The 23282-nt window shown below is 63.6% G+C and carries 18 protein-coding genes and 2 tRNA genes; 11 read left to right on the plus strand and 9 right to left on the minus strand.

Annotated features, from left to right (window positions below):
* Position 1 precedes the first annotated feature (1 nt).
* Complete coding sequence (locus LK12_RS20115; RefSeq protein ID WP_039288255.1) at positions 2–319, plus strand: hypothetical protein; 318 nt, start codon at positions 2–4, stop codon at positions 317–319.
* A gap of 34 nt (positions 320–353) precedes the next feature.
* On the opposite strand, the gene LK12_RS20120 is transcribed toward LK12_RS20115, so the two are convergent.
* The 3 genes from LK12_RS20120 to LK12_RS20130 form a co-directional block, all read right to left on the minus strand.
* Entirely contained in the window at positions 354–2087 is a 1734-nt protein-coding gene (locus LK12_RS20120; RefSeq protein WP_039288257.1) for an alkaline phosphatase D family protein, read from the minus strand.
* Positions 2088–2237: 150 nt separating this feature from the next.
* Positions 2238–4658: a TonB-dependent receptor gene (locus LK12_RS20125; RefSeq protein ID WP_039288260.1), complete on the minus strand. Its 2421-nt coding sequence runs from the start codon at positions 4656–4658 to the stop codon at positions 2238–2240.
* Positions 4659–4874: 216 nt separating this feature from the next.
* Positions 4875–4949, minus strand: a tRNA-Gly gene (locus LK12_RS20130).
* 239 nt (positions 4950–5188) lie between these two features.
* On the opposite strand from LK12_RS20130, the gene LK12_RS20135 reads away from it, so the two are divergent.
* The 3 genes from LK12_RS20135 to LK12_RS20145 are packed head-to-tail and all read left to right on the plus strand — an operon-like array spanning position 5189 to position 7096.
* Positions 5189–6091 carry a tetratricopeptide repeat protein gene (locus LK12_RS20135; RefSeq protein ID WP_039289559.1) on the plus strand — a complete coding sequence of 301 codons (903 nt, stop codon included), beginning with the start codon at positions 5189–5191 and terminating at the stop codon, positions 6089–6091.
* A gap of 7 nt (positions 6092–6098) precedes the next feature.
* A complete protein-coding gene (locus LK12_RS20140) occupies positions 6099–6710 on the plus strand; it encodes an LON peptidase substrate-binding domain-containing protein (RefSeq protein WP_039288263.1) in 612 nt (203 codons plus the stop codon).
* A 47-nt stretch (positions 6711–6757) separates the two neighbouring features.
* Positions 6758–7096: a TraR/DksA family transcriptional regulator gene (locus LK12_RS20145; RefSeq protein ID WP_039288265.1), complete on the plus strand. Its 339-nt coding sequence runs from the start codon at positions 6758–6760 to the stop codon at positions 7094–7096.
* A 3-nt stretch (positions 7097–7099) separates the two neighbouring features.
* On the opposite strand, the gene LK12_RS20150 is transcribed toward LK12_RS20145, so the two are convergent.
* From LK12_RS20150 to LK12_RS20160, 3 genes are all read right to left on the minus strand, one after another.
* Positions 7100–9325 carry an O-linked N-acetylglucosamine transferase, SPINDLY family protein gene (locus LK12_RS20150; protein ID WP_052223636.1) on the minus strand — a complete coding sequence of 742 codons (2226 nt, stop codon included), beginning with the start codon at positions 9323–9325 and terminating at the stop codon, positions 7100–7102.
* A gap of 187 nt (positions 9326–9512) precedes the next feature.
* Positions 9513–10646 (minus strand): acyltransferase family protein, encoded by a 1134-nt coding sequence (locus tag LK12_RS20155; RefSeq protein ID WP_039288268.1) that lies wholly within the window; start codon positions 10644–10646, stop codon positions 9513–9515.
* Positions 10647–10870: 224 nt separating this feature from the next.
* Positions 10871–11080, minus strand: coding sequence for a hypothetical protein (locus LK12_RS20160; protein WP_039288270.1), 210 nt, complete (start codon positions 11078–11080; stop codon positions 10871–10873).
* A gap of 466 nt (positions 11081–11546) precedes the next feature.
* On the opposite strand from LK12_RS20160, the gene LK12_RS20165 reads away from it, so the two are divergent.
* Complete coding sequence (locus LK12_RS20165) at positions 11547–12503, plus strand: cupin-like domain-containing protein (RefSeq protein ID WP_052223637.1); 957 nt, start codon at positions 11547–11549, stop codon at positions 12501–12503.
* A gap of 191 nt (positions 12504–12694) precedes the next feature.
* Here LK12_RS20165 and LK12_RS20170 read toward each other — a convergent pair.
* Positions 12695–12770 (minus strand) — tRNA-Thr (locus tag LK12_RS20170).
* Between the two features lie 168 nt (positions 12771–12938).
* Here LK12_RS20170 and LK12_RS20175 point away from each other — a divergent pair.
* Both LK12_RS20175 and LK12_RS20180 read left to right on the plus strand, forming a co-directional pair.
* Entirely contained in the window at positions 12939–13862 is a 924-nt protein-coding gene (locus tag LK12_RS20175; RefSeq protein ID WP_052223638.1) for an enoyl-CoA hydratase, read from the plus strand.
* A gap of 4 nt (positions 13863–13866) precedes the next feature.
* Positions 13867–15345 (plus strand): AMP-binding protein, encoded by a 1479-nt coding sequence (locus tag LK12_RS20180; RefSeq protein WP_156135575.1) that lies wholly within the window; start codon positions 13867–13869, stop codon positions 15343–15345.
* A gap of 25 nt (positions 15346–15370) precedes the next feature.
* Here LK12_RS20180 and LK12_RS20185 read toward each other — a convergent pair whose 3' ends face one another.
* Together LK12_RS20185 and LK12_RS20190 are read right to left on the minus strand one after the other, a co-directional pair.
* Complete coding sequence (locus LK12_RS20185; RefSeq protein ID WP_039288273.1) at positions 15371–17203, minus strand: flavin-containing monooxygenase; 1833 nt, start codon at positions 17201–17203, stop codon at positions 15371–15373.
* Between the two features lie 98 nt (positions 17204–17301).
* Complete coding sequence (locus LK12_RS20190; RefSeq protein ID WP_039288276.1) at positions 17302–18234, minus strand: SDR family NAD(P)-dependent oxidoreductase; 933 nt, start codon at positions 18232–18234, stop codon at positions 17302–17304.
* Between the two features lie 266 nt (positions 18235–18500).
* On the opposite strand from LK12_RS20190, the gene LK12_RS20195 reads away from it, so the two are divergent.
* From LK12_RS20195 to LK12_RS20210, 4 genes are all read left to right on the plus strand, one after another.
* Positions 18501–20108 carry a Vgb family protein gene (locus LK12_RS20195; protein ID WP_039288279.1) on the plus strand — a complete coding sequence of 536 codons (1608 nt, stop codon included), beginning with the start codon at positions 18501–18503 and terminating at the stop codon, positions 20106–20108.
* A gap of 11 nt (positions 20109–20119) precedes the next feature.
* On the plus strand, positions 20120–20533 hold the full coding sequence (locus tag LK12_RS20200) for an EthD domain-containing protein (RefSeq protein ID WP_039288282.1): 414 nt from the start codon (positions 20120–20122) through the stop codon (positions 20531–20533).
* A gap of 2 nt (positions 20534–20535) precedes the next feature.
* A complete protein-coding gene (locus LK12_RS20205) occupies positions 20536–21783 on the plus strand; it encodes an MFS transporter (RefSeq protein ID WP_039288284.1) in 1248 nt (415 codons plus the stop codon).
* Between the two features lie 87 nt (positions 21784–21870).
* Complete coding sequence (locus tag LK12_RS20210) at positions 21871–23229, plus strand: aromatic ring-hydroxylating oxygenase subunit alpha (protein ID WP_039288286.1); 1359 nt, start codon at positions 21871–21873, stop codon at positions 23227–23229.
* Positions 23230–23282: the final 53 nt, after the last annotated feature.

Here is a 23282-nt window from a genome sequence, read left to right on the forward strand (position 1 = left end):
CATGACCAGAACCGCGCGCCTCCTGCCCGTAATCGCACTTCTCGTGCTGGCAGGGTGCGCGCGTCAGGTCGCTTCTGCCATCGAGCCGGACGCCCCGGGTTTCCTGCTGGGCGTATGGCACGGGTTCATCTTCCCGTTCGCGTGGTTCGTCTCGCTCTTCACCGATGTCTCGATCTATGCCGTGCCCAACAACGGCGGCTGGTATGACTTCGGCTACTTCATCGGCATCATGTTCCTGGGCGTGGGCGCCCATCGCGGCAAGCGCGTGGTCTACCGCGAGCGCATCGTCGAAACGCGCGGGCCTATCATCGATCAGTAGCGACCGCCTGTCCGCCAAACTCAAGGTCCTGACATCAGATAAGCGCGACTTCCTTGCCCTGCCGTTCGAACGGTGCCCGGCGCAGCACCAAGGTACGATAGCTCGGCGTCAGCACCGTATCGACGCCCACAAAGGTCGCCATGCCACGCTCGCGTTCGAATTCGACGCGGACGTAGCCCTGGTGCATGTTGTCGGTCCAGGTCACCTCGGGAATGTGCTCGGCATAGGCCTTGTCGAGCGCGCGCGAGGTCGCCTCGCCGAAGCCGCTGGAGATGAAGTCGCCCGGCGAGGAAATGCCCGCCGTGCCGAATTCGATGCCGGCCGGACGGCCTTCGTCGTCGGCCAGGTCGTTGATCCAGAAACTGTGGCTGTCGCCCGAAAGGAACACGAGGTCGCCCGCGCCCGCCTTGCGCGAGAGATCGTAGAGCCGCTCGCGCGCCCACGGATAGCCGCCCCAGGCATCGGTGTAGTCGGGCAGGTTGTACTTGCCCTTCCACGCGAAGGCGACGGCGGGATCGTAGGCGAGCTTGGCAAGCTCTTCCTTCGTCCTGGCCTTTGCCAGCTTCTCGGAAGGATCGGGAACGAGGCCCAGCTTGACGACATCGGGCACCTCGACGCGGGCGATCACCATCGGGCAGCCGATGATGCGCCAGGGCTGGCCCTGCTCCACCGAGCGGGTAAGCGCAGCCGAAAGGTCCGCCTCGCACTCGGCCGAAAGGATGGGGCGGTCGGGTGCGCCGAGCACTTCCTTCTTGAAGCGCTCTGCCGATGCCGCATCGGTAATGGTATCGGCATAATCCATGTAGTCGATCTGCCTGGCGCGCGCGGTGTGGCGCGTTTCGATCGTGTGCAAGGTGGCCAGATCGCCGAAGCTGTAGCCGCGCCAGAACTGCATGCGCGTGCGGCCCTTGACCTTGAGCCACTCGGGCTCGCGCACCGGCATCCATTCGAAATAGGCGCGGATCGAGGCGGCACGGCGCGTCGCCCAGTCGCCCTGCGTGGCCGGATCGTGGTTCTGCGCGCCGCCGACCCAGGGATTGTTCGCGCTCTCGTGATCGTCCCAGCAGGCGAGCAGCGTATGGTTCGCGTGCATGGCCTGTGCGCCGGCATCCGTCTTGTACTGCGCGTGGCGCGTACGGTAGTCGGTCAGCGAGACGATATCGTGCAAGGGATCGTGGACGCGCCCGATCCTGCGGGCGACATCGGCGCCCCAACCATCCTTGCCGCCATATTCGTAGATGTAGTCGCCGGTGTGCAGCACGAAGTCGACATCGGCATCGCGCGCGATCGCATCGTAGGCGTTGAAAAAGCCGAAGGCGTAGTTCGAACAGCTCATCAGCGCGATGCCGAGGCGGTCGAGCTGCCCCTCGGGCAGGGTGCGGGCGCGACCCAGCACCGACAGCGCATCCCCGACGCGGAAACGGTAGTAGTAGATACCGCCCGGCTCGAGACCTTCGGCCAGGACCTTCACCGTGTAGTCCCGATCGGCGCCGGTGGAGAACGGGCCGGTCTTTGCGACTTCGGCAAAGTCCGGAGTGGTGCTCAGTTCCCAGGTGCCTTCGACGGGTGCGTCGCTGCTCAAGCGCGTCCACAGGACGACGCTGGTCGCATCGGGATCGCCGCTGGCGACACCGTGCCGGAAAATCGGATTGGGCGCGATGGCCTGCGCCAGAACCGCGGAGGGCATCGCCAGAAAGGCCGCGCTGCCGGCCATGCCGGCCAGCAGGGCACGGCGGGAAACTTCGGGTTGGCGCAGGGGACGGGTCATTTTCTTGGCGCTCCTAGTGGCTTCAGCCTGTCAGTTTCGGCGCGACTCATGCCACGCCGGTATTGCGGTTTCGGGAAACGGAAACGCGGACCGGCTGTGGACGCCGGCCCGCTTCCCAACACTCCCCCATGAGTGTCTGCGACGTGAGGATCAGAAGTCTGCGGTAGCGGTAAAGATCATCGTGCGCGGCGCACCGATCCACGCGTATCCGCCGGAAATGCCGCCGAGATAGTCCTCGTCTGTCAGGTTGTTGACGGTAAGCGCGAATTCGAGCGCCTTGAACGAGTCGGAGATCGCCTCGCCCTTCACGCTGACATTGAGGTCGGTGAGGAAGTAGTTCTCCGCCGTCCAGCTGTTGTCGGCATTGACGAAGCGGTTGCCGGTATACTTGCCGGTAACACCCAGAGTGACCGGACCGTAGGTGTACGAGCCCGATAGCACCCACATGTGCTCGGGAATGCCGGCCACGCGGTTGCCCGGCGTCACGCCCTGCTCGGCGTCGAGATCGGCGTTGCCGGTGCCGCGGTAGGTGGCGTCGATGTAGGTATAGGCACCGTAGAGGTTGAGGCCCTGCATCGGCCGGACGTTGGCGAGCAGTTCGAAGCCCTCGGAGTCGATGCCGCCGGCATTGAAGAACTTGCCGTCGCCTTCACCCAGGTAGTCGTTACCGGCCGACGTGCTGTTCGGCACGAAGATCACCTGGTTGGAGAACTTCGACTTGAACCAGGTCGCCGAGCCGCTGAACCAGCCGTTCTGGTAACGGATGCCCGCTTCCCAGTTCTCCGCCGTCTCGGGCTTGATCTCGGAAAGGTCGGCATTGTTGTATTCCAGAACCGAGTCGGTCAGCGCCTTGAAGTTCTCCGCATAGCCCGCGAACACATTGAGACCGTAGATCGGCTCCACCTGGATACCGCCCGAAAGCAGGACGTCGGATTTCGACTTGATGCGGGTGTCTTCGGTATCGCCGAACAGGTCGATGCGCTTGATGTGGTTGATGAACTGCTTGGCCCCGACATTGGCCGTGACCGGGCCGAACTTCACCGTGTCCTGCACGTACCACTTGAACGTGTCCTGCGGGTACTTGCGGCTGTACTGCGTCCAGTACGGCGTGGAGTCGTAGGCCGGGCCGACGGTGGTGTCGGTCACGTTGTGCCAGTCGCGCCATTCCTGGCGGTTGGTGTCCTCGTACCAGACGCCGCCGCGCAGGGTGTTTTCCAGCATGCCGAGATCGGCATTCCAGGACGCGTCCAGCGTGCCGCCGGTGCGGTCCTTGCGGTAGTGCGTGTGACGGTAGGACTGCGCACCGATCGCGCCCGGCGCGTAGCAGGCCGGGTCATAGACCGCAGCGGTGGTGCCGCCGTAGGGGTAGGTGAGAGAGCCGGTGCATCCCGCATCGGGCGTGAGACCCACACCGTTGGCGTCGACGAAATAGAAACGGTTGTCGTAGCCGCCGTCGGGAAGGGGAAGGTACAGAACCGGCAGCGGGCTTCCGCCATTCACCGTGCCGGTGCCGGACAGTTCGCTTTCGGGATTGCCGAGGCCATCGTCCGTCACGTTGACCACGTACTGCGGCACCCAGTCACCGCGGCCGGCCATGTCGTGGTAGTAGGCCGCGGCATGCAGGTCGAGCACGTTGCCGATCGTGGTGTCCGCCTTGAGGTAGGCGAAGAAGTTCTTGCGCAGCGTCGACCAGGCGCGGCGATAGGCCTGGTCCTGATAGGGCACGCCCGTCCAGTTCGTGGTGAGGCCATCGGTATGCGGGTAGAGCTGGTATTGCAGCGCCGAATAGACCTGGTCGTAATTGTCCTCGTGCGCGTCGTCGTAGCTCACGTAGCCGGTGACCTTGACCGGGGTGTCGATGATGAACTTGCCGGCGAAATTGTCGCGATGGTTCTGCGCCGAGCCGCCGACCCAGTCGGTCGCTTCCTGGTGCGAATAGGAAATCCACGCCTTGGCCGTGTCGTTGAGGAACAGGCCGGTATCGAAGCGACCGTAATAGCGGCTGGCCTCGAAATCGCCGACCGAGCCCGAAAGGCGCACGCGCATCTCGTCGAGCGGGTCGGAGGTCACGAAGTTGAGTGTGCCGCCGAGCGCCTCGTTGGAGAGCGAGCCGATGTCGGCCGTGCCCTGCGAAACTTCGACGGTGCGGATGTTCATCGTGTCGATGAAGCGGTTCGCCTTCGAGCCGCCGCCGTAGTTCGAGCCGCCGTTGGGCAGGCCGTCGATGGTGATGCCGACCTGCTGCTGGTCGAGGTTGGTCTGGAAGCCGCGAATCGAGACGGCGGTCGACCAGTCGTCGAAACCGAAGGCGTCGCCTTCCTGCACCTGCACGCCGGGCAGTGTGTCGACGAGGTCGAGCACGGAGGCGATCGGCGGCTGGTCCGCGATCAGTTCCTCGCTCAGGGCCGAGTTGTTGTAGGTAGCGCGCATGCCGGTGACGACGATCGTTTCGGCATTGGCGCCATCGGCCATGTTATCGGCGGCATCTTCGGCCACCGCCGGCGAAGCGATCGCAATTGCAGCAAGGCAGGTGCCGAGCACACTGGCGTTACGGATGTTCTGGAATGACATTGATTGGACCCCCTGAGCGAGTTTTGATTCGAGGGGGTCATCTGGTCCTGTTTTCTGACGTCCTGCGGTCAGTTCAGCGGCAGTTTGCTGTCAGAAAGGTGACGAGAATGTGTCCGCGGCCCAGCCGCGCCGCCTATGCTCTTCGCAGTGCAGCAAAACGCACCCCGCGCACGCCGAAGCTCTGCGGTATGGCTGTTCAGAATGCTGAGAAGAAACTGGAGCGGGCGAAGGGATTCGAACCCTCGACCCCAACCTTGGCAAGGTTGTGCTCTACCCCTGAGCTACGCCCGCTCTGGCGTTTCGGAGGCCTGTCGTACGCGACGTCAGGTCCGGGGTGGAGGCGCGCCACTAGCAGGGGCTTTCGGGAGCGGCAAGAGGGGAATCGCAAAATTTTTTGCAGATCGCCCCGTCGTCGTGCCATGCCGAGGACTGCGGCGCGCCTTCGGATGCATTCGCCCTTCACAAATGGCCCCGGAAATCCGATCTAGGGGCCGGACATTCAGGATATGGGAGCAAGTACCTTGGCCAGCATGGGGCTCAATCTAGACGAGCAGAAGGCAGTCGATCGGTTCCGCAAGACGGTAGCCGAACCCTCGATGTCTCAACTGGTGATCCTCGATTTCTGGGCGGAATGGTGCGGCCCGTGCAAGGCGCTGACGCCCGTGCTGGAGAAGGTCGCCGCCGAATATGCCGACAAGGGCGTGCTGCTCGCCAAGGTGAACGTCGACGAGGAACAGTTCATCGCATCGCAGTTCCAGGTGCGCTCGATCCCCACGGTCTACGCCATTTTCCAAGGCCAGCCGGTGGCCGATCTCACCAATGCGCGCACCGAATCGCAGCTCAAGCAAACGCTCGACCAGCTTCTGGAAAAGCTGCCGGTGCAGCCGGGCGGCGAACCGGCGAAGCCCGATATCGCCCCGCTGATCGCCATGGGCGAAGAGGCGCTGGCTGCCGAGGACGGCGAACGCGCCGCCAGCATCTTCATGCAGATCCTGGAGATGGCACCGGACAACGGCGAAGTACTCGCAGGTCTGATCCGCGGGCTCGTCATGGCCGGTCGGCTCGAAGACGCCGAGCAGGTCGTGAATGGCCTCGCGCCGGAAATGGCCTCGGATCCCCATGTCGAACGGGCGCGCACGGCGTTGGAGCTGGCCAAGAACAAGCCCGACGACAGCGAGCTTGCCGCCCTGCGCTCGGCCGCCGCCGAACGTCCCGACGACATGGAAGCCCAGCTGGCCTTCGCCAACGCGGCTTTCGCTGCGGGCGAGCGCGACGAAGCCGCCGACACGCTGCTGCGGATGATCCAGTCCGACCGCGAGTGGAATGATGGCGCCGCCAAAGCCAAGCTGCTGCAGATCTTCGAAGCTGTCGGCCTGGAAGATCCCTGGGTCTCGGCAACCCGGCGCAAGCTTTCCACGATCCTGTTCGGCTGATCCCGTCTTGGCGCGCATCTCCATCTTTCCCCTGCCCGGCGCGGTTCTCTATCCCGGATTGCAGCTTCCCTTGCACATCTTCGAGCCGCGCTACCGGGCGATGGTGAGCGACGCTCTCGCGCGCGACCGGCGGATCGGCATGATCCAGCCGCAGCGCCCGGAGGAAGGCGCGCCTCTTTTCGAGATCGGGTGCCTCGGCCGCATCGGCGATGTGGAAGCTCTGGAAGATGGCCGCTTCAACATCGTTCTCGAAGGCGAGCAGCGCTTCCGCATCGTGCGCGAACTCGACGTGACGACGCCGTTTCGCCAGGTCGAGGCCGAACTGCTCGAGGAAGACGAGGACGAAGTGCTGGCCCCGGTCGAGCGGGCCAGCTTCGAGCGCGAGGCCCGGCGCTTTGCCGATGCCCAGGGCTATGCGGTCGACTGGGACGAGGTCATCCGGCTCGACGACGTCTCGCTCATCAACGGTGTTTCGCAGATCGCCCCTTTCGATCCGGCCGCGAAGCAGGCGCTGCTGGAAGCGCCGGGCCTTTCCGCCCGCTGCGAACTGCTCGTCCAGCTCATGCAGTTCTTCGGCAGGGCCAGCAACGGCGACGAGGACGGCGCGACGCTGCAATAGCGGCGCGTCATTTGGGCGAGCGCGTCAGCCCGTGCTAGGCATGGGACATGGATATCGATCCGGAGCCGTTTCGCAATACGCTGCTGGAAAGGCGCGCAGAACTGGAGCGCGAGCAGGCCATGGCCGCTGCCGATCGCACCCCGGTCGAACTCGACCAGGAGAGCGTGGGCCGCCTTTCGCGGATAGACGCGATGCAGGTGCAGGCCATGGCCCTGGCACAGGAGCGCCGGCGCCAGACGGAACTGGCGGCCATCGACGCGGCGCTCGCCCGCATCGAGGACGGCGAATTCGGCTATTGCATCAAGTGCGATGAGGAAATCGCCCCGGCCCGGCTTGCGCACATGCCCGCGGTGACGACCTGCATTGGATGCGCCCGCGGCGACTGAGCCTCATTCCACCGCGAAATGGTCGGGCGCCTGCCCGGCCAGCCGCCGCTGGTGCATCTGGTCCAGAGCCGTTTCCACGCGCCGCGTGTAGGGCACCGTGTCGAACAGCGCCGTAGTTGTGCGGTTGGCGGCGAGACGCTCGCGCAAGGCGGCAAGGCGCGCCGGATCGCGAGCGAGATCGAGGGCCAGCGCGGCGTAGGCCTCTTCACTCTCCACGGCCATTTCGGGCAGGCCGACGCCGGTGACCAGACTGGCCGCTACGCGCGCCGCGAACTGCCGGCCAGCCAGGGTCAGCACCGGCAGCCCGGCCCAGAGGGCATCGCTGGCGGTAGTGTGGGCATTGACGGCAAAGGTATCGAGGAACAGGTCGGCGTGGACGAGACGGCCAAGGTGCTCGCCATGCGCTACCGAGCGACTGAAGACGAGGCGAGCGGGATCGACACCGCGCGCTTCCGCCTCGCGGCGCAGGTTGTCCTCGGCCCACTCGTTCGAGCGCAGCAGCCACAGCACGCTGCCGGGCACTTCGCGAAGAAGGCCCATCCAGACGTCCCATTCACGGGGCGAAATCTTGTAGGTGTGATTGAAACTTGCGAAGACGAAGCCGTTTTCCGGCAAGCCCCAGCCGCTGCGTCCCTTGGTGTCGGCCACGATTTCGCGACGGTTATCGTTGGCCTGGTAGCAGCCGGCGAGACGCACGATCTTTTCACTGAAGTACTGTTCCGCGCCTTCGGGCATAGTCACGTGGTCGGCGATGAAATAGTCCATGCACGGATGGCCGATGGTGCCGGGATACCCCATGAAGCTCACCTGCACCGGCGCAAGGCGATGACCGAAAAGCCGGGTTCGGGTTCCGCGGGTATAGCCCTTGAGGTCCACCGCGATGTCGAGGTTGTCCTTGCGGGCCAGCGCCACGATATCCTCGTCGCGCATCGCGCCCACTTCGGTAAAGCCGTCGACCTGTCCGCGCAGCTCGGCGCGGGTGTAGTCGTCATCGCGCCTGGGTCCGTAGCTGTAGAGGCGCACGTCGAATCGGGAACGGTCGTGCTCGCGGAAGAAACCCGCCATCAGGTACATCGTGGCGTGGTTGTGGAAGTCGGCAGAGAAATAGCCGATGCGGATGCGGCCGTCGGCAGCCGGCTCGGGCTGGGGCAGACTTTGGGGTTGCGCCGGGAACATCATGGCCGCGCAGTCCAGAGACCGGCGCAGCTGGTGGGCCGGATCGTCGACGAAAGGCAACGAGGCGAAGGGTTGAACGGCAGCCGCCTCTGGCCCGACCGTCAGCGGATACTGGCCGCGCGTGCTCCAGTCGCAGATGTGCGCTTCCTCGAAGAGCGCCTGTAGCCGGGCGGAGCGGTCGGTCGGGTCGAGAGCAAGAGCGCTGCGGAAGGAAGAGATCGCGCCCGGCTCATCTCCCTTGAGCACCAGCACCTTGCCCTTGTTTATGAGGGCCTGGCCGTTCTTGGGATTGGCCTTCAGAGCCAGGTTGAGCGATTCGAGGGCTTCATCGATGCGTTCCAGCTGGAGCAGTTCACCGCCCATGTTGTTGTGCGCATCGCTATGCGACGGGCGCAGCTTCACGGCCCGCTTGAAACACTCAACGGCCTCTTCGCGACGCGCCGCCTTGGCGAGCAGGTTGCCCAGATTGTAATGGGCGTCCACGTATTCCGGATTGATGCGAATGGCGGCCGCGAAGTGTTCGGCAGCCTCATCCGGTCGATCGGCTAGCTGCAGGAGATTGCCGAGATTGTACTGCGCATCCGCATAATCGGGCGCGTGGGCAATCACCTGGCGATAGGTCGCCTCGGCCTCGTCCAGAAGGCCTTGCTTGCGCAGCGCGATGGCAAGGTTGTTGTAGCTGGCCGGATGGTCGGGATCGGCTTCGATGGCGCGCCGAAACGCTTCGGCTGCGCCGGCATTGTCATTGAGCGCGAGCAGCGAGGCGCCAAGCAGGTTCTGGACACCGTGCGAGTGCGGATAGGATTCCGCCAGCGCGTGGCCATGCCGGGCACATTCGTCCATGCGGCCGGACTGGTAGGCCGCGACCATGACGTCGAACTGCTGTTGCGACGGGTTGTTGTGAGCGGCTTCCAGCGCTTCGAGCGCTGCCCGCGCACGCGGATTGCGCGGGTGCTTGTCCAGCACCTTGCGATAGAGCGCCCGCGCCGCATCGGTCTCACCGCGCTTGGCAGCCCCCTTGGCCTTGATAAGTAGCGTTTCCAGTCCGCTCATTTGCGCTTCCCCTTGCGTCCCAGCGAGCCTTTCCGAATGGTTAAGGCAAACAGGGTTGACCGACAGTGATCGTCGGCCACGGGGATTCCCCTAGACTGTCACTTATGGACCGTTTCGTTCTCGAGCCGCGGCCATGGGATCACGATCGGGAGCACTGCGCTCGCCCGTCGGTGTTTGCCAGCAGGCTTCATTCCGCCGGAACGGCGCCGGTTTCCGAAGCGAGGTTCGCGAAATCCGGCTTGGGCTGCGGGGAGCGGAGAAACTGCTGTTTGAGCAGCTTGCGGACAGGCAGGTCCCAGAGCCGGAACACGGCATAGGTCAGGAAGATCGTGACCGGAATGACGATCAAGCCGTTTGCCATCAGCGAACCGCCGAGCCGGAAGCCCTTGGCCTTGGCAACACCGTTGAGCATCCAGATCACGGGCGTGTGCAGCGCGTAAAGCGGGTAGGAGAGGTCCCCGAAGAACCGAGCGAGCCGCTCGGGCTTCGGAGCCAGATTGACCCGGCTGCCGCCGGCAATGATCGCAGGAAACACGAGCCCCAGCGCGGCCATGGCAATCCAGGATGGCAGCCACTCGACGGGAGCCGCGAACAGACCGACCAGCGCGATGATGGCAACGGGCGCCGGCACCGAGAGCTGGAAGATGCCGCGCTCTTTCATGCCGAACAGCAGAACACCGACCATGAACGAAAAGGCCACGCGCGACAGACCGTAGAAGTAGCCGTAGTTCTCGAGATCGAGGAACGAGGTGCCGTCCGCACCGGGGCCGAAATAGGCCACGCTCCAGGCTGCCGCCCCGATCGCTGCCGCACAGATCGGCAGCAGCAGAAACACATCGCGTATTCGGTGGAGCAGGAGACCGAATGCCAGATAGGCAATGAACTCGAAATGCAGCGACCACAGCGCGATATTGAGCGGAAAGAAGGATGCCCCCGCCTTGAGATCCGAAGGGATCATCAGCAGCGTCAGTATCGCTTCCTTGACGAGCTGTCCGTCGAACAGGGGCGCTCCTGCTGCGTAGGCGGCACCGACAAGTCGCACGATGCCGGCCACGACACCTGCGAGGATGAGCGGATAAAGACGAATGACGCGTGCGATCAGGAAACGCCCGACCGGATACCCTTGCCGAAGCCGGTCCTTGTACGCGTAGGCGACGACAAACCCGCTGAGCATGAAGAAGAAGTCGACGGCCAGGATGCTGGCCCCGAAAACCCTGTAGCCAAGCCCGTCGAACCAATGAAGCAGGACGACGGCAAGCGCAGCGACCCCGCGCAGTCCGTCAAGGAACAGAAAGTGTTGGCGACCTTGAGTTGCCGTCATGCAGTCTGCCCACCTCGAATTATGAAAAGCGCGTATTCCAAAAACCAAAAGCCTCGATCGCCCCGAACGACGAAATTGCATCGCCATCCACATCCGGAAGTGCAGGAATTTCGCAAAAGTTCGGAAAAACCAAGGACGAGCAAAAGGTATCAGGTCTCGGCCCGCCGGCAATCATTCAGAAGGGGAATAACCTTATTAGCTACGCTCGGCGCTATCGGTCGGGACTACTTGCGCCAAAAGGTGAGCCGGCTGCCGAACGACGATTCCTTCGCCGCGCTACCCTCGTCCCGGTGAAGCTGCCGGGCCTTGCGCTCGTGCTTTATTGCGGTTTCGCGGAGATACCGTGCAACCGCGTCATCGGTATGACGGTCTGCCATCATTCGTGCGTAGCGAGCCAACTGCTGGTAATAGATCGCATCACGAATCTCTTCCATGGCGGCGTTATACCGCCAAGCGCGACTATTTGTGGAGTCTTTTAAGGCCCCGATTTTCGCTGCGACAATCGAACAACTACCGAATAGGGCTCGACACGGCTCAAGGTGCTGCCGCGATGAAAACGGCATCATGAGCCTGCAGGTGCAGGCCTCAAGCAAGCCCTGCGTCCGTTGACCAATGCACACAAGTTGGTGAACGCCAGATCCATGCTCGCACATCTTCGTCTGCCGGCCATCCCCGAAAAGGTATAGTTTAGCCGATTCGCATGACAGATCACCGCCAATGACGTCTTAATAATCATCGCTTTATGGCTATGCTTGCATACTTGTTATATGTTTGATAAATACTTTTCCATACGAACGCCATTGGTCATCATTTCGCTTCATTCCGCTTAATTCGGAAATGGAGAATGAATATTCACGATCAAGGAAAGGTGCATTCCCAGTTTTTGTGGGAGGCCGTCCAATGACCGTACTCGAGCCGGAGCGGATTTTCGCAATCGCGTCGGAAACCTGTCGGCAGAACTTCACGCGTAGATCGTTCACTCTCGATCATCGTCTTTGCGGGCATGAGCTTTTTAGCCTGGACCGCTTGGCTCTGGCCGCAGAGCGCGCCCTCTCCTCTATGCCGGGCGAGCAGCTCTTCGCCAGCGCAGGCGATCAAGGCACTCTGGACAGCAACTTCGCCGAGATGGGCGAGCGAAAAAGCTCCCCGGAGATCATCTCCAATCTGTCCGGCGCCAGAGCCTGGAGCAAGTTATCGAAAATCAATGTGTTCGATAGCGACTATGCCGACTTGCTGGAGGATATACTTGCCGACTTCTACGTGATTTCGGAGCTCCCACCAGAAAGCGTGAGCGACGCCAGTCTGACTGTGTTCCTGACATCTCCGCGCGTGGTAACGCCATTTCATATAGATCACGAAGCCAACATACTCTGTCAAATCTCGGGAGATGCCAAAACCCTTTGCGTCTTTCCGCCAGACGACCGCGAGGTGGTGTCTCTCGGGCAAATCGAATCCTTTTACGTGAACGACATAAATGCCGCGAAATATCGGCCGGTAATCCAGTCGCACGGCGTGGAATATGTTCTGACGGCAGGCACGGCGCTGCATATCCCGCCGTTAGCGGCACACTGGGCCAAGAATGGCGATGACATTTCGATCAGCCTGAGCCTCAGCCTGTGCATGCATGAGCTGGAAAAGCGCGCCCGGGTCCATCAGGTGAACTACCATCTCCGCAAGATCGGATTGCAGCCAAAGGAGCCGGGAGACAGTTTCTTCGACAACGCCAAGGCCGGCATTCTGTCAATCTTTTCAAAACGCCATCCGCAGACTTACAACGAACGCGTCTTCTCGGCTGTCCAGAGATTGCGCAGCCCCGGGCGATTTGCACGCCAAGCCCTCCGCAAGTTTGCAAGATAGGATCGGGACGGGGCAGAGTACCTCGCAGATACCGGAATCCTGCCGGTCACAGCGACGTCGGATAACAGCGGCGCTCCACAACGCGCTCTCAACGCGAGCCGAGCCTGTCGAATACGAACGGAGTCGGTTGCGCGTTGGCCGATACGAGCAGCGAGACGGCGGTATTCCCTGCCAATGCATCTTCAGGAAGGTGGTGCCGCTTACAGGACTCGAACCTGTGGCCCCATCATTACGAATGATGTGCTCTACCAACTGAGCTAAAGCGGCGTGCCTCGCGTTTCCGGAGATCTCCGGCGCTTGGACAGGGGGCGCCTTTACCGAGGCGTGCGGGCTCGTGCAAGGGGCTTTGCACGGCATGGGCAATTGTTCGTCTTGCCGCGACGCGGATCGGGCCTATGTTACTAGACAAGTGTCTAAGAATATACCGAGGGAAAGATGCCGCAAGCCGATGCCGGTCAGGACCCGGCCTTCACGCAGATCCGCTATGACATCGCCGCGCCCAGGGTCGCGCGCATAACTCTGGCGCGCCCGGCAAAGCGCAACGCACAGGGCACGCGCATGACCTACGAGATCGACGCGGCGCTGCGGCTGGCGTGCGACGACGAGGCCGTGAGCGTGATCGTGCTGGCAGCCGACGGCGACCATTTCAGTGCCGGACACGACCTGTCGATGAGCGAAGGGCCGATGGGCGCGCCACGCGAACGGACCAGCCTGTGGGGCGAGTTCGGCACGCCGGGCTGGGAGGGACTCTATACCCGCGAGCGCGAGGTCTATCTCGAGATGACGGAACGCTGGCGCAACGCGCCCAAGCCGGTGATCGCCGCGGTGCAGGGCAGCGTGATTTCCGGCGGGCTGATGCTGATGTGGTTTGCCGACATCATCGTTGCGGCGGACGATGCCCGGTTCCGTGACAATACCGGGTCGGACATGGGCGTGCCGGGCGTGGAGTTCTTCGCCCACCCCTTCGAGCTGGGCGTGCGGCGCGCCAAGCAGATGCTGTTCACCGGCGGCTGGCTCTCGGCGCAGGCGGCTGCCGCCGCGGGCATGGTCAACGAAGTCGTGCCGCGCGCGCAGTTGCACGAGCGGGCGCTGGAACTGGCGCAGGAGATCGCCCGCACCGACCGCTTCGCGCTCAAGCTGATGAAGGCCTCGGTCAACGCAGCGCAGGATGCGATGGGGCGGCGCGAGGCGATGCAGACCGCCTTTGCCAACCACCAGATCGGCCACCTGCAGAACATGCTGCTTCACGGCTTTCCCATCGACATCACCCGCCTGCCCGACTCGGTGCGGCGCCATCTGGAAGAGGCGCTCGCGGCCAGCGGCGGCATGCCCTCCGCCCGTAAGCCTTCGGAGGACTGAGCACATGGCCGGGATCGTGCTGGGGGACCTGCCCGAACGCAACGCCGCGCGATGCGGTGCCGAGCATTGGGCGGTGCGCCACGGCGACGGGGTGCTGAGCTGGGGCGAACTCGCCGACGCCGCAACCCGCCGGGCGCGCGCGCTTCACGGGCAGGGGGTGGGACAAGGCGACCGCGTGGTTCTCTCCATCCCCAACGGCAACGCCTTTTTCGAATGGACCTTTGCGGTGTGGAAGCTGGGCGCGACGCCGACGGTCGTTTCCCACCGGCTGCCCAAACCCGAGTTCGAGGCGATCCTTGCTCTGGCCGAACCACGCGCGGCCGTGATCGCCGACGAGGATCTGCGCGCGGGATGCCAGGGATTGCCGGTCACATTCGGTCGCGATCATCCCGATGGCACGCCGCTCCCGGCCCTCGTGGCCCCGAGCTGGAAGGCCATGACCTCGGGCGGGTCGACCGGGCGTCCCAAGCTGATCGTTGACCACCACCCCTCGCAGCTCGACGATTCGGTGCGCGGGCTCGGCATTCCGGTGGATGGAGTGATGCTCAATGCCGGACCGCTCTATCACAACTTCCCTTTCGCCATGTCGCACTCGGTGATGGTGCACGGCAATTCCGTCGTCGGGATGGAGCGTTTCGATGCCGAGGAATTCCTGCGGCTGGTCCACCGGTACAAGGTGCAGTGGACCGCGCTGGTGCCGACGATGATGCAGCGCGTAGCGCGCCTGCCAGACGAGGTGCGTGCACAGTACGACATCTCTTCGCTCGAAGCCCTGTGGCACACCGCCGCACCGATCACGCCCGAACTCAAGGAATTCTGGATCGACTGGATCGGACCGCAGAAGGTCTGGGAGATGTACGGTGGCACCGAAGGCTTTGCGACCACGCAGCTGAACGGTGCGGAATGGTTGGCGCATCGGGGATCGGTCGGCAAACCGACGTGGTCCGAAGTGCTGATCCGGGGGGAGGATGGCGCTGCCCTGCCGCCGGGCAAGATCGGCGAGATCTATATGCGGCGCAAGGGCGCAACCGACGAAGACACGTCGTACCATTATCTTGGCGCGGACGGCCGGCGTTTGCCGGATGGATTCGAAAGCTTCGGCGACCACGGCTGGGTCGACGAGGACGGTTATCTCTACATTGCCGACAGGCGCACCGACCTGATCCTGTCGGGCGGGCGCAACCTCTATCCGGCCGAGATCGAGGCAGCGCTGCTGGCTCATCCCGAGGTGGCAGAGGCAATCGTGATCGGCCTGCCGGATGAAGATCTGGGCGCGCGTGCTCACGCCATCGTTCGGCTTGAAGAGGGTCCCGGCGTAGACGCGGCGGATCTGATGGATTGGGTGCGGGAGCGGCTGGTCGCCTACAAGGTGCCGCGCAGCATCGAATTCACCGAGACCGCACTGCGCGACGAAGCGGGCAAGGCGCGACGCAATGCGCTCCGTGCGGAACGGATCGCGGCAGCTGGCGCAGGCGCCGGCTGATCCTGCCGGCACCTGCGTATCCCAATCAGCTGTCGAGGCGCATGCCTTCCATGCTGCCTTCCTCGCGCCAGTCGCGCACGAGGCGCTGGAAGTCGTCCCAGCCCGGCCCCCAACCGCGGAACAGGAACCACTTGGCTTCCTTTTCGCCCTCGTTGGTGAAATAGCTGGGCGTACATTCGTTGAGAATGATCGAGAGGTCGAGTTCCTTTTCGCGGAATTCCCTGACGTAGGCGTCCTGGCCTTCCTGCGTCGGCTCGACAGCCTTGATTCCGCGCTTCATCGCTTCTGAAATGATGTAGCTGGCGTGCCGGCCCTGTTCGCCGAACTGCAGCGTGGTGTTGGCATTGAGGCCGCCCTGCACGTAGCCGGTGAAGAACATGTTCGGGAAGTGATGGGTCATCGTCCCGTGCAGGGTGAGCGGACCGTCGGCCCAGTGATCGTAGATCGAAACGCCGTCGCGGCCCTCGACCGTCTCGATGCCCCAGCGGCGCTTGAGCTCACTCGTCACTTCGAAGCCGGAGGCGAAGATCATGCAGTCGATCTCGTATTCCTTGCCCTCGTGGATGAAGCCGTTTTCGGTCATCGCCTCGAGTCCGGCCGTCTTCGACACGTCCATGAGGTGGACGTTGGGCCGGTTGAAGGTTTCGTAGTATTCGTTGTTCGACAGCGGCCGCTTGCACATGAAGCGGTAGTAGGGCTTGAGCGCTTCGGCTGTGTCTGGGTCCTCGACGATGGAGGCCACGCGGTTGCGCAGGCGCTCCATGACGCGGAAGTCCATGACCTCGCGGCGGCGCATGAATTCCTCCATGCCGATCTCGGGCCAGCCCTCGGCCTCGAGTTCCGCGTTGAGGTTGCGGTTGATCTCGGTCCAGATGTCGCAGACCAGGTCCGGATCGCCCGGCGGGATGATCTCGTTGGCGGCACGCAGGAAGTTCTGCTGCCGCTCCGCCTGCCAGCCGGGCTCGAGCGAGGCTACCCAGTCCGGGTCCGTCGGCGGATTGGGCCGCTCGTCGACGCTCGAGGGCGTGCGCTGGATGACGTAGAGTTCCTTGGCGTACTTGCCGAGATAGGGCACGGCCTGGATCGATGTCGCTCCCGTGCCGAGAATGGCCACCCGCTTGTCGCCCAGCTTGTCGATGACCGGATTTTCCCAGCTGCCGCCGGTATAGTCGTAGTCCCAGCGCGAGGTGTGGAACATCTTGCCGTTGAAGCGGTGGATGCCGGGAACGGCCGGGAACTTGGGAGTCGAGAGGGTGCCGCCACACATCATCACGAAGCGGGCGCGGATTTCGTCGTCGCGGTCGGTCGAGATGCGCCAGCGCTTGATCGACTCGTCCCATTTCATTCCCGTGATCTCGGTATGGAACAGGGCCTTGTCGCGGAAATCGAACCTGTCGGCGATCATCTGGATGTAGTCGAAGATCTCCTTGCCGTCGGAGAACTTCTTGGAGGGCATGTAGCCCATTTCCTCGAGCAGCGGCAGGTAGCAATACGCGTCGTTGTCACACTGGATGCCGGGATAGCGGTTCCAGTACCAGGTACCGCCGAAGCCACCGGCGTGTTCGATGTGGCGAAAGTTGGTCACGCCCGCCTTGGTGAGGTGATAGCCGGCCATGATGCCGGTCCAGCCGCCGCCGAGAATGGCCACGTCGAGGTCTTCCTCCACGGCATCGCGCGGGACGACGGGGGTGAAGGGATCATGCTCGCGGGTATCGTGGACGAAGTGGTCCTCGGGCGCGGCGTACTGGTTCTGCCCCTCGCGGCGCATGCGCTTCTCGCGCTCCTGGCGATACTTTTCCTTGAGCGCCGGGATATCGATGTCTTCCGGCGCGGGCACGTTGGTTGTCTGGCACTTCATGTCCGGTCCCACTTCTCTGGCAGGCGACTCTCCAGATGCGGTCGCCCTTGCTGCATGCTGATTAGGAAGGCACTGTTATTTGTCAACAGTGTTGTTCATTAAGCATCGACACCCTCCCGCGCCATGGCGAAACTGTACCCGATGTGATCGACGTGCCCATGCAGGCCGAAATCGAGGACTTTCGGGCTCTCCGCGCCCTTGTCGTGAAACTGCTCGCAGGCGGCAGCAACATCCTCGATGGTCCAGGAAGGGCGATAGACGCCGCGCGTTTCTGCAAGGAACATTCGCGCGATGCGCCCGGCGATCGAGGCGATCATCTCGCCGGTGACCGAGCAGGCCTCGTGCGCCAGCCAGGCCACTACCGGCGCGACCAGTTCGGGATCCATCGGCGGATACTGCGAGATGTCGATCCCCTCCGCCATGCGCGTGACGGCGCTAGGCACGATCACGTTCGACTTCACGTTGAACTCTTCGCCTTCGAGCGCAGCCACGTTGTTGAGCCCGATCATGCCGGACTTGGAGATGCCATAGTTCACGCAGTTTTTGTTGCCGTACACACCGCCGATCGAGCTGGTCAGGACGATCCGGCCGAAGTTCTGGTCGCACATGTGTCCGAAGGCTGCCTGCACCACATGGAAGGCGCCCATCAGGTGAACGTCGACCACCGACTTGAAGTCGTCGTAGCTGATGTCTCGGATTGAGCCGTAACGCACATTACCGGCGTTGTGGATCAGCGCATCGATCCGGCCCCATGTGGCGATCGCGGCCTGGATGATCGCCTTGCCGCCTTCGGGAGTCGCCACGCTGTCGGCATTGGCTATGGCTTCGCCCCCGGCCGCGACGATTTCGTCGACAACGCCTTGCGCCACGCTTGTATCCGGTCCGTCACCGCGGATCGCTCCGCCGAGGTCATTGACCACCACCTTGCATCCGCGCGAAGCCATCAGCAGCGCGTAGGCGCGGCCAAGCCCGCGTCCGCCCCCGGTAATGACGGCGACACGGCCATCGAAGCGCAGTTCGGTCTGGGGCATGGGCTGGGCAGTCCTCTCTATGTCCGCTCGAGTCTTCAGGCGGAATTGCTCTGTCATCATCCTAAGCAAAGATGATTATCGGTCCGATGAACGAGTATGCGGACAGCCCGAGGATTGGCAACCGCCGAAAAGCGAGTGTCATCCGCCCGGGCGATGGCCGCTCGCGTCCAGGCCGCGAAAGCGCCAGTGCGTTGCGCCTCCCGACTGCCGGCGATAGGCTTTCGACTAAAGACTCGGCGCTGTGCCGTAGGGAGAAGGATGTATACATGCTGGAACCGAGTGGCCGCAATAAGAATGGACTGTCCGCCGAACCGTCAGCCGGCTGGGCCCTTCATCGCCTGACCCCGGCCAGCCGCCTCAACGGCGCCAACGGCATCCGCACCGGCGCGGACGGACGGATCTATGTCGCGCAGGTGGCGGGCAGCACGGTCAGCGCCGTCGATGTCGACAGCGGCGAAGTCGAGACGATCAGCGCCACGCCTGCCGCCGGCGAAACCGGCATCGTCGGCCCGGACGATCTCGCTTTCGACAGTGCCGGCAATCTCTTCTGCACCGAAATCACCGAAGGGCGCGTCTCGATGATGACGCCCAAGGGCGAGTACAAGGTCGTCCAGGGCGACGTGCCGGTCGCCAATCCCATCACCTGCTATCAGGACCGGGTTATCGCCGGCGAACTGCGCATGGGCGGCCGGATCATGGAACTGGACAAGAACGGCGGCGCGCCGCGCGTGATCGTTGAGGGGCTGCCGATGGTCAACGCCTTCGAAGTCGGCCCCGACGGCAAACTCTACTTCCCGGCCCAGGGCGCCAACGAGATCTGGCGCGTCAGCCTCGACGGCGGCGAGCCCGAAGTGGTGGCCAGGGACCTCGGCGTCCCGGACTCGGTCAAGTTCCATCCTGACGGCTACATCGTCTCGACGCAGGTCTATTCGGGCCAGGTGCTCAAGATCGATCCGCGCACTGGCGAAAAGGAAGTGCTGGCCGACATCGGACCTGGCCTCGACAATGTCGCCTTCGTCAACGGGCGCACCTTCGTTTCGCACATTACCGGTTCGATTCACGAGATCACAGCGCCCGGCGTGGCGAAACCGCTGATTGAAAAGGGCCTGCAGTGGCCACTCGGCCTCGCGGTGGGTCCCAACGGCCACATTCTGGTCGCCGACGGCGGCTTTACCTATCTTCTCAACCCCGGCGAGAACCTGCAGCTTGCCGGAATGCTGTTTTCGCCCGGCTTCCCCGGCTGGGTCCGCGGTGTCGCGCCGTGCGGCACCGACGAATGGGTGGTCACCACGGCCAACGGCGACGTCGCCCGCTGGAACCCCGCGGCATCGGAATCACAGGTGCTCGCGAGCGGCTACGACAGGCTCATGGGCGTCGCCGTCGCGCCGGACGGCGCTGCCGTCTTCGCCGAATATCCCACGGGCCGCGTGCTGTCGGCCAAGGGCGGCGAAGTCAGCGAATTCGCAACCGGCCTCGACATGCCCATTGGCGTCGCCGTTGCCGGCGATGGCACCGTCTATGTCGCGGAGAGCGGTGCCGGCCGCGTGGTGAAGCTTTCCGGCCGCAAGGCCGAAACGGTGCTCGACGGTCTTTCGCGCCCGGAAGGGATTGCCATTTCCGGCGGCACGCTCGCAGTGGCGGATCCCGGCGCGCAGGACGTCGTGGTCAGCGACCTTTCCGGCGGGGGCCGGGAAGTCGCAGCCTCGAGGCTGCCCATCGGCGGCCCCGGCGGCGCGCGGCCGATGCAGCTCGGCGGCGTGGGCGACATGTGCGGGCCGATGAGCACCATGGTCGGCATTGCCTTCAGCAACGACGGCACAATCTATCTTTCCGCCGATGCCGAAGGCAGCGTCCTGGCGCTGCGCCGGGCCTGAAGGAGAACGCAATGCTCAAGCAGATCTGCTTCTTCCGCAAGCGTCCGGACATGACCATGGATGAGTTCATGGACTACTACGAGAACCAGCATTCGCAGCTCGCCAAGAAGATGGGCGCACAGCCGGCGATTCCGAACGCGGTGCGCTACGTGCGCCGCTATCTGGTACCCGAGAAAAACCCGGTCACGGGGGAAATCCATGATCCCGGCTACGATTGCATCATGGAAATCTGGTGGAACAGCCGCGAGGATTTTGAACGCTCACAGGCGATAATCTCCTCGCCCGAGCGTCTGCCGATGACCAAGGCGGACGAGGAAAAGCTCTTCGCCAGCCATGCCAATCCCGTGTGCACCTGCGTCGAATACGATTCGCCGATGGGGCCGAATGGGGAAGCCACCCACGTCGACTTGCGATACGGCGACTAGGCGTGAAGGCACAACACACGCGCAGCGGGCGCGAGGAATGGAAGGCCCACGGGCTTGTGCCGGTGGCGGCGGGTCTCGGTTATGCCACCAGCGTCATCCACATATACGGCATCGGCCCCTATTTCGGCCCGGTGGCCGAGCAATTCGGTTGGAGCCGCACCGAAGTGACCTTCGGCCTTACCATCGCGACGCTGGTGCAGGCGGTCGGAGGCATCTTCATCGGTCTGGCCGTCGACCGCTTCGGCCCGCGCCGCTTCGGCGTAATCGGCCTGCTTTTGATGGGTGTCGCCTTTTCGCTACTCGGCACGGCCAATGGATCGCTGCTGCAGTGGTATCTGCTGTGGTGTCTCGTGGCGCTGGCGGCCCTGCCGGTGCAAGCCTCGGTCTGGACCAGTGCGGTCGCCTCGCTGTTTCACGTCTCACGCGGCATGGCCTTTGCCGTGACGCTTTGCGGCGCGTCCATAGCGGCGGGCGTTTTCCCGTTGATGGGCACTTACGCCATCGCCAAGCTGGGCTGGGAAATGGCCTTTTCCGCCCATGCCGCCGCCTGGCTGATCATAGCCTTCCCGGTGATCTTCCTGTTCTTCCACGGGCGCTACGATCGGGGACGCAAGAACAAGGATGAGGGTGAGGTCGCCAGCCCTAAGGACCTGCCGGGCGTCACGCTGGGTGAAGGCCTGCGCTCGACGATCTACCACCGCCTGTTCATCGCCAGCCTGCTCTTCACCTTCACCATCATCGCCATCGTCGTGCACTTCACCGCGATCCTAGGCGATCAGGGCGCCGATCCGCTGACGGCTGCCGGGATCGCCTCCTTTGTCGGCTGGTTCTCGCTTGCCGGGCGACTGGGCACCGGCTTCCTGCTGGACCGTCTGCCCGCCTCGCTGGTGGGCGCGGCGGTCTTCATGCTGCCGGTGGCGGGGTCGCTGCTGCTTCTGCTGGGAGGCAATTCCTATGGCGCCATGGTTCTTGCATCGGGTCTGATCGGCCTCACATTGGGAGCGGAGATCGACGTAGTGGTCTTCCTGCTCACCCGCCATTTCGGACTGAAGAATTTTGGTGGGCTCTATGGTGGTGTGCTCGCCGCCCTTTCTATCGGCACGGCCATAGGGCCGCTGGTCGCCGCGCGCATCTTCGACGTGACCGGCAGCTACGAGGGATTCCTGTGGCTGGCGCTGGGTTTCATGGCCGCCAGCAGCCTTGCGATTGCCAGCCTGCCACGGCGCAACGAGGCCTTTGCGGCGCACTGATGGCAGCGCCTCAGCGATTTGCGCTGGCGTACGAATAATGAAATACTGAACGCAAATCCGCACAAATCGACAGAGAACGAGGAACCCATGGGTGAGATAGGCAAGATCGTGCAGGCGCCGGAAGACCTCGTCGCGCCGGTCAACGTCCCGGCCGAGGCCTACGTGTCCCCGGAATACGCCAGGGCAGAGCGTGACAAGCTATGGCGCAAGGTCTGGCTGCAGGCCGGGCGACTCGAGGACATTCCCGAAGTCGGCAATTACATCACGTACGATATCATCGACGATTCGGTGATCATCGTGCGCTCGGGCCCGGACGAGATCCGCGCCTTCCACAATGTCTGCCCGCACCGCGGCCGCAAGCTGGTCGATATTCCGGAAGGCAAGCGCAACGCGCACGGTACCCGCCCGAACTTCATCTGCGGCTACCACGGCTGGACCTTCGATCTCGACGGCAAGAACACCTACATCGAGCATCAGGACGACTGGCAGGGCCACCTGTGCGACGGGCTTGCCGATCTCGGCAAGGTCCAGGTCGATACCTGGGGCGGCTGGATCTGGATCAACCTCGATCCCGACTGCATGCCACTTGCCGAGTACCTGCAGCCGGCGGCGCAGATGCTCGACCCCTACGGCCTCGAGAAGATGCGCCCCCGCTGGCGCAAGTGGATCGTGTTCGAGTGCAACTGGAAGGTCGCGATGGAGGCCTTCTGCGAGACCTATCACGTCTCCACCACGCACCCCGAATTCATGACCTTCGGCCAGTTCCGCGGCTGGGCGCGCAATCAGGGGCTGCACTCCAACATCGGCTACGACGCGCCGAAGGGGCAGGAAGAGGATTCGGGCAAGCTGCGCCTCGGCGCCGGCGAGGACCCGCGCCTGACCACGGCGGAAATGCAGAACTTCACCTGGCAGAACGCCAATACCAACACCACGATGACGCTCGTCTCGGTTGCCAACCGGCTCAAGGACGAACTGCCCGAAGGCACGCCGCCGGCGGAAGTCTCGGCCTACTGGATCAAGACCGCGCGCGAGGAAGACAAGGCCCGCGGTGTCGAGTGGGCGCAGGTCGATCCGCAGCACACCGCACAGGCCGGCACCGCCTGGCAGATCTTCCCGAACTTCCAGATCGGACATGCGGTCAACAACATGCTCTGCTATCAGGCGCGTCCCTACGGCACCGACCCCGACAAGTGCATCTTCGAAGCCGCGGTCTATGAACTGTGGCCCGAAGGCGAAGCGCCCGAGACCGAGTGGGAATATACCAGGCCCCACGAATGGCCGCCGGTGCTGCAGCAGGACTTCAACAACATGGCGGCGGTCCAGCAGGGCATGAAGAACGTCGGTTTCCGCGGTGCGCAGCCCAATCCCTACATGGAGCGTTCGGTGGCCTCGCTTCACATGAACCTCGCCAAGTTCATGGGAACGGGCGCGCCCAAGACCTATTGAGGTAAGACAGCGCGGGACGGGTCGATCAGTCCGTCCTGCGCGTCACCCCCGCG

The organism is Novosphingobium malaysiense (assembly GCF_000802225.1).
In the GTDB taxonomy this organism is placed as follows: domain Bacteria; phylum Pseudomonadota; class Alphaproteobacteria; order Sphingomonadales; family Sphingomonadaceae; genus Novosphingobium; species Novosphingobium malaysiense.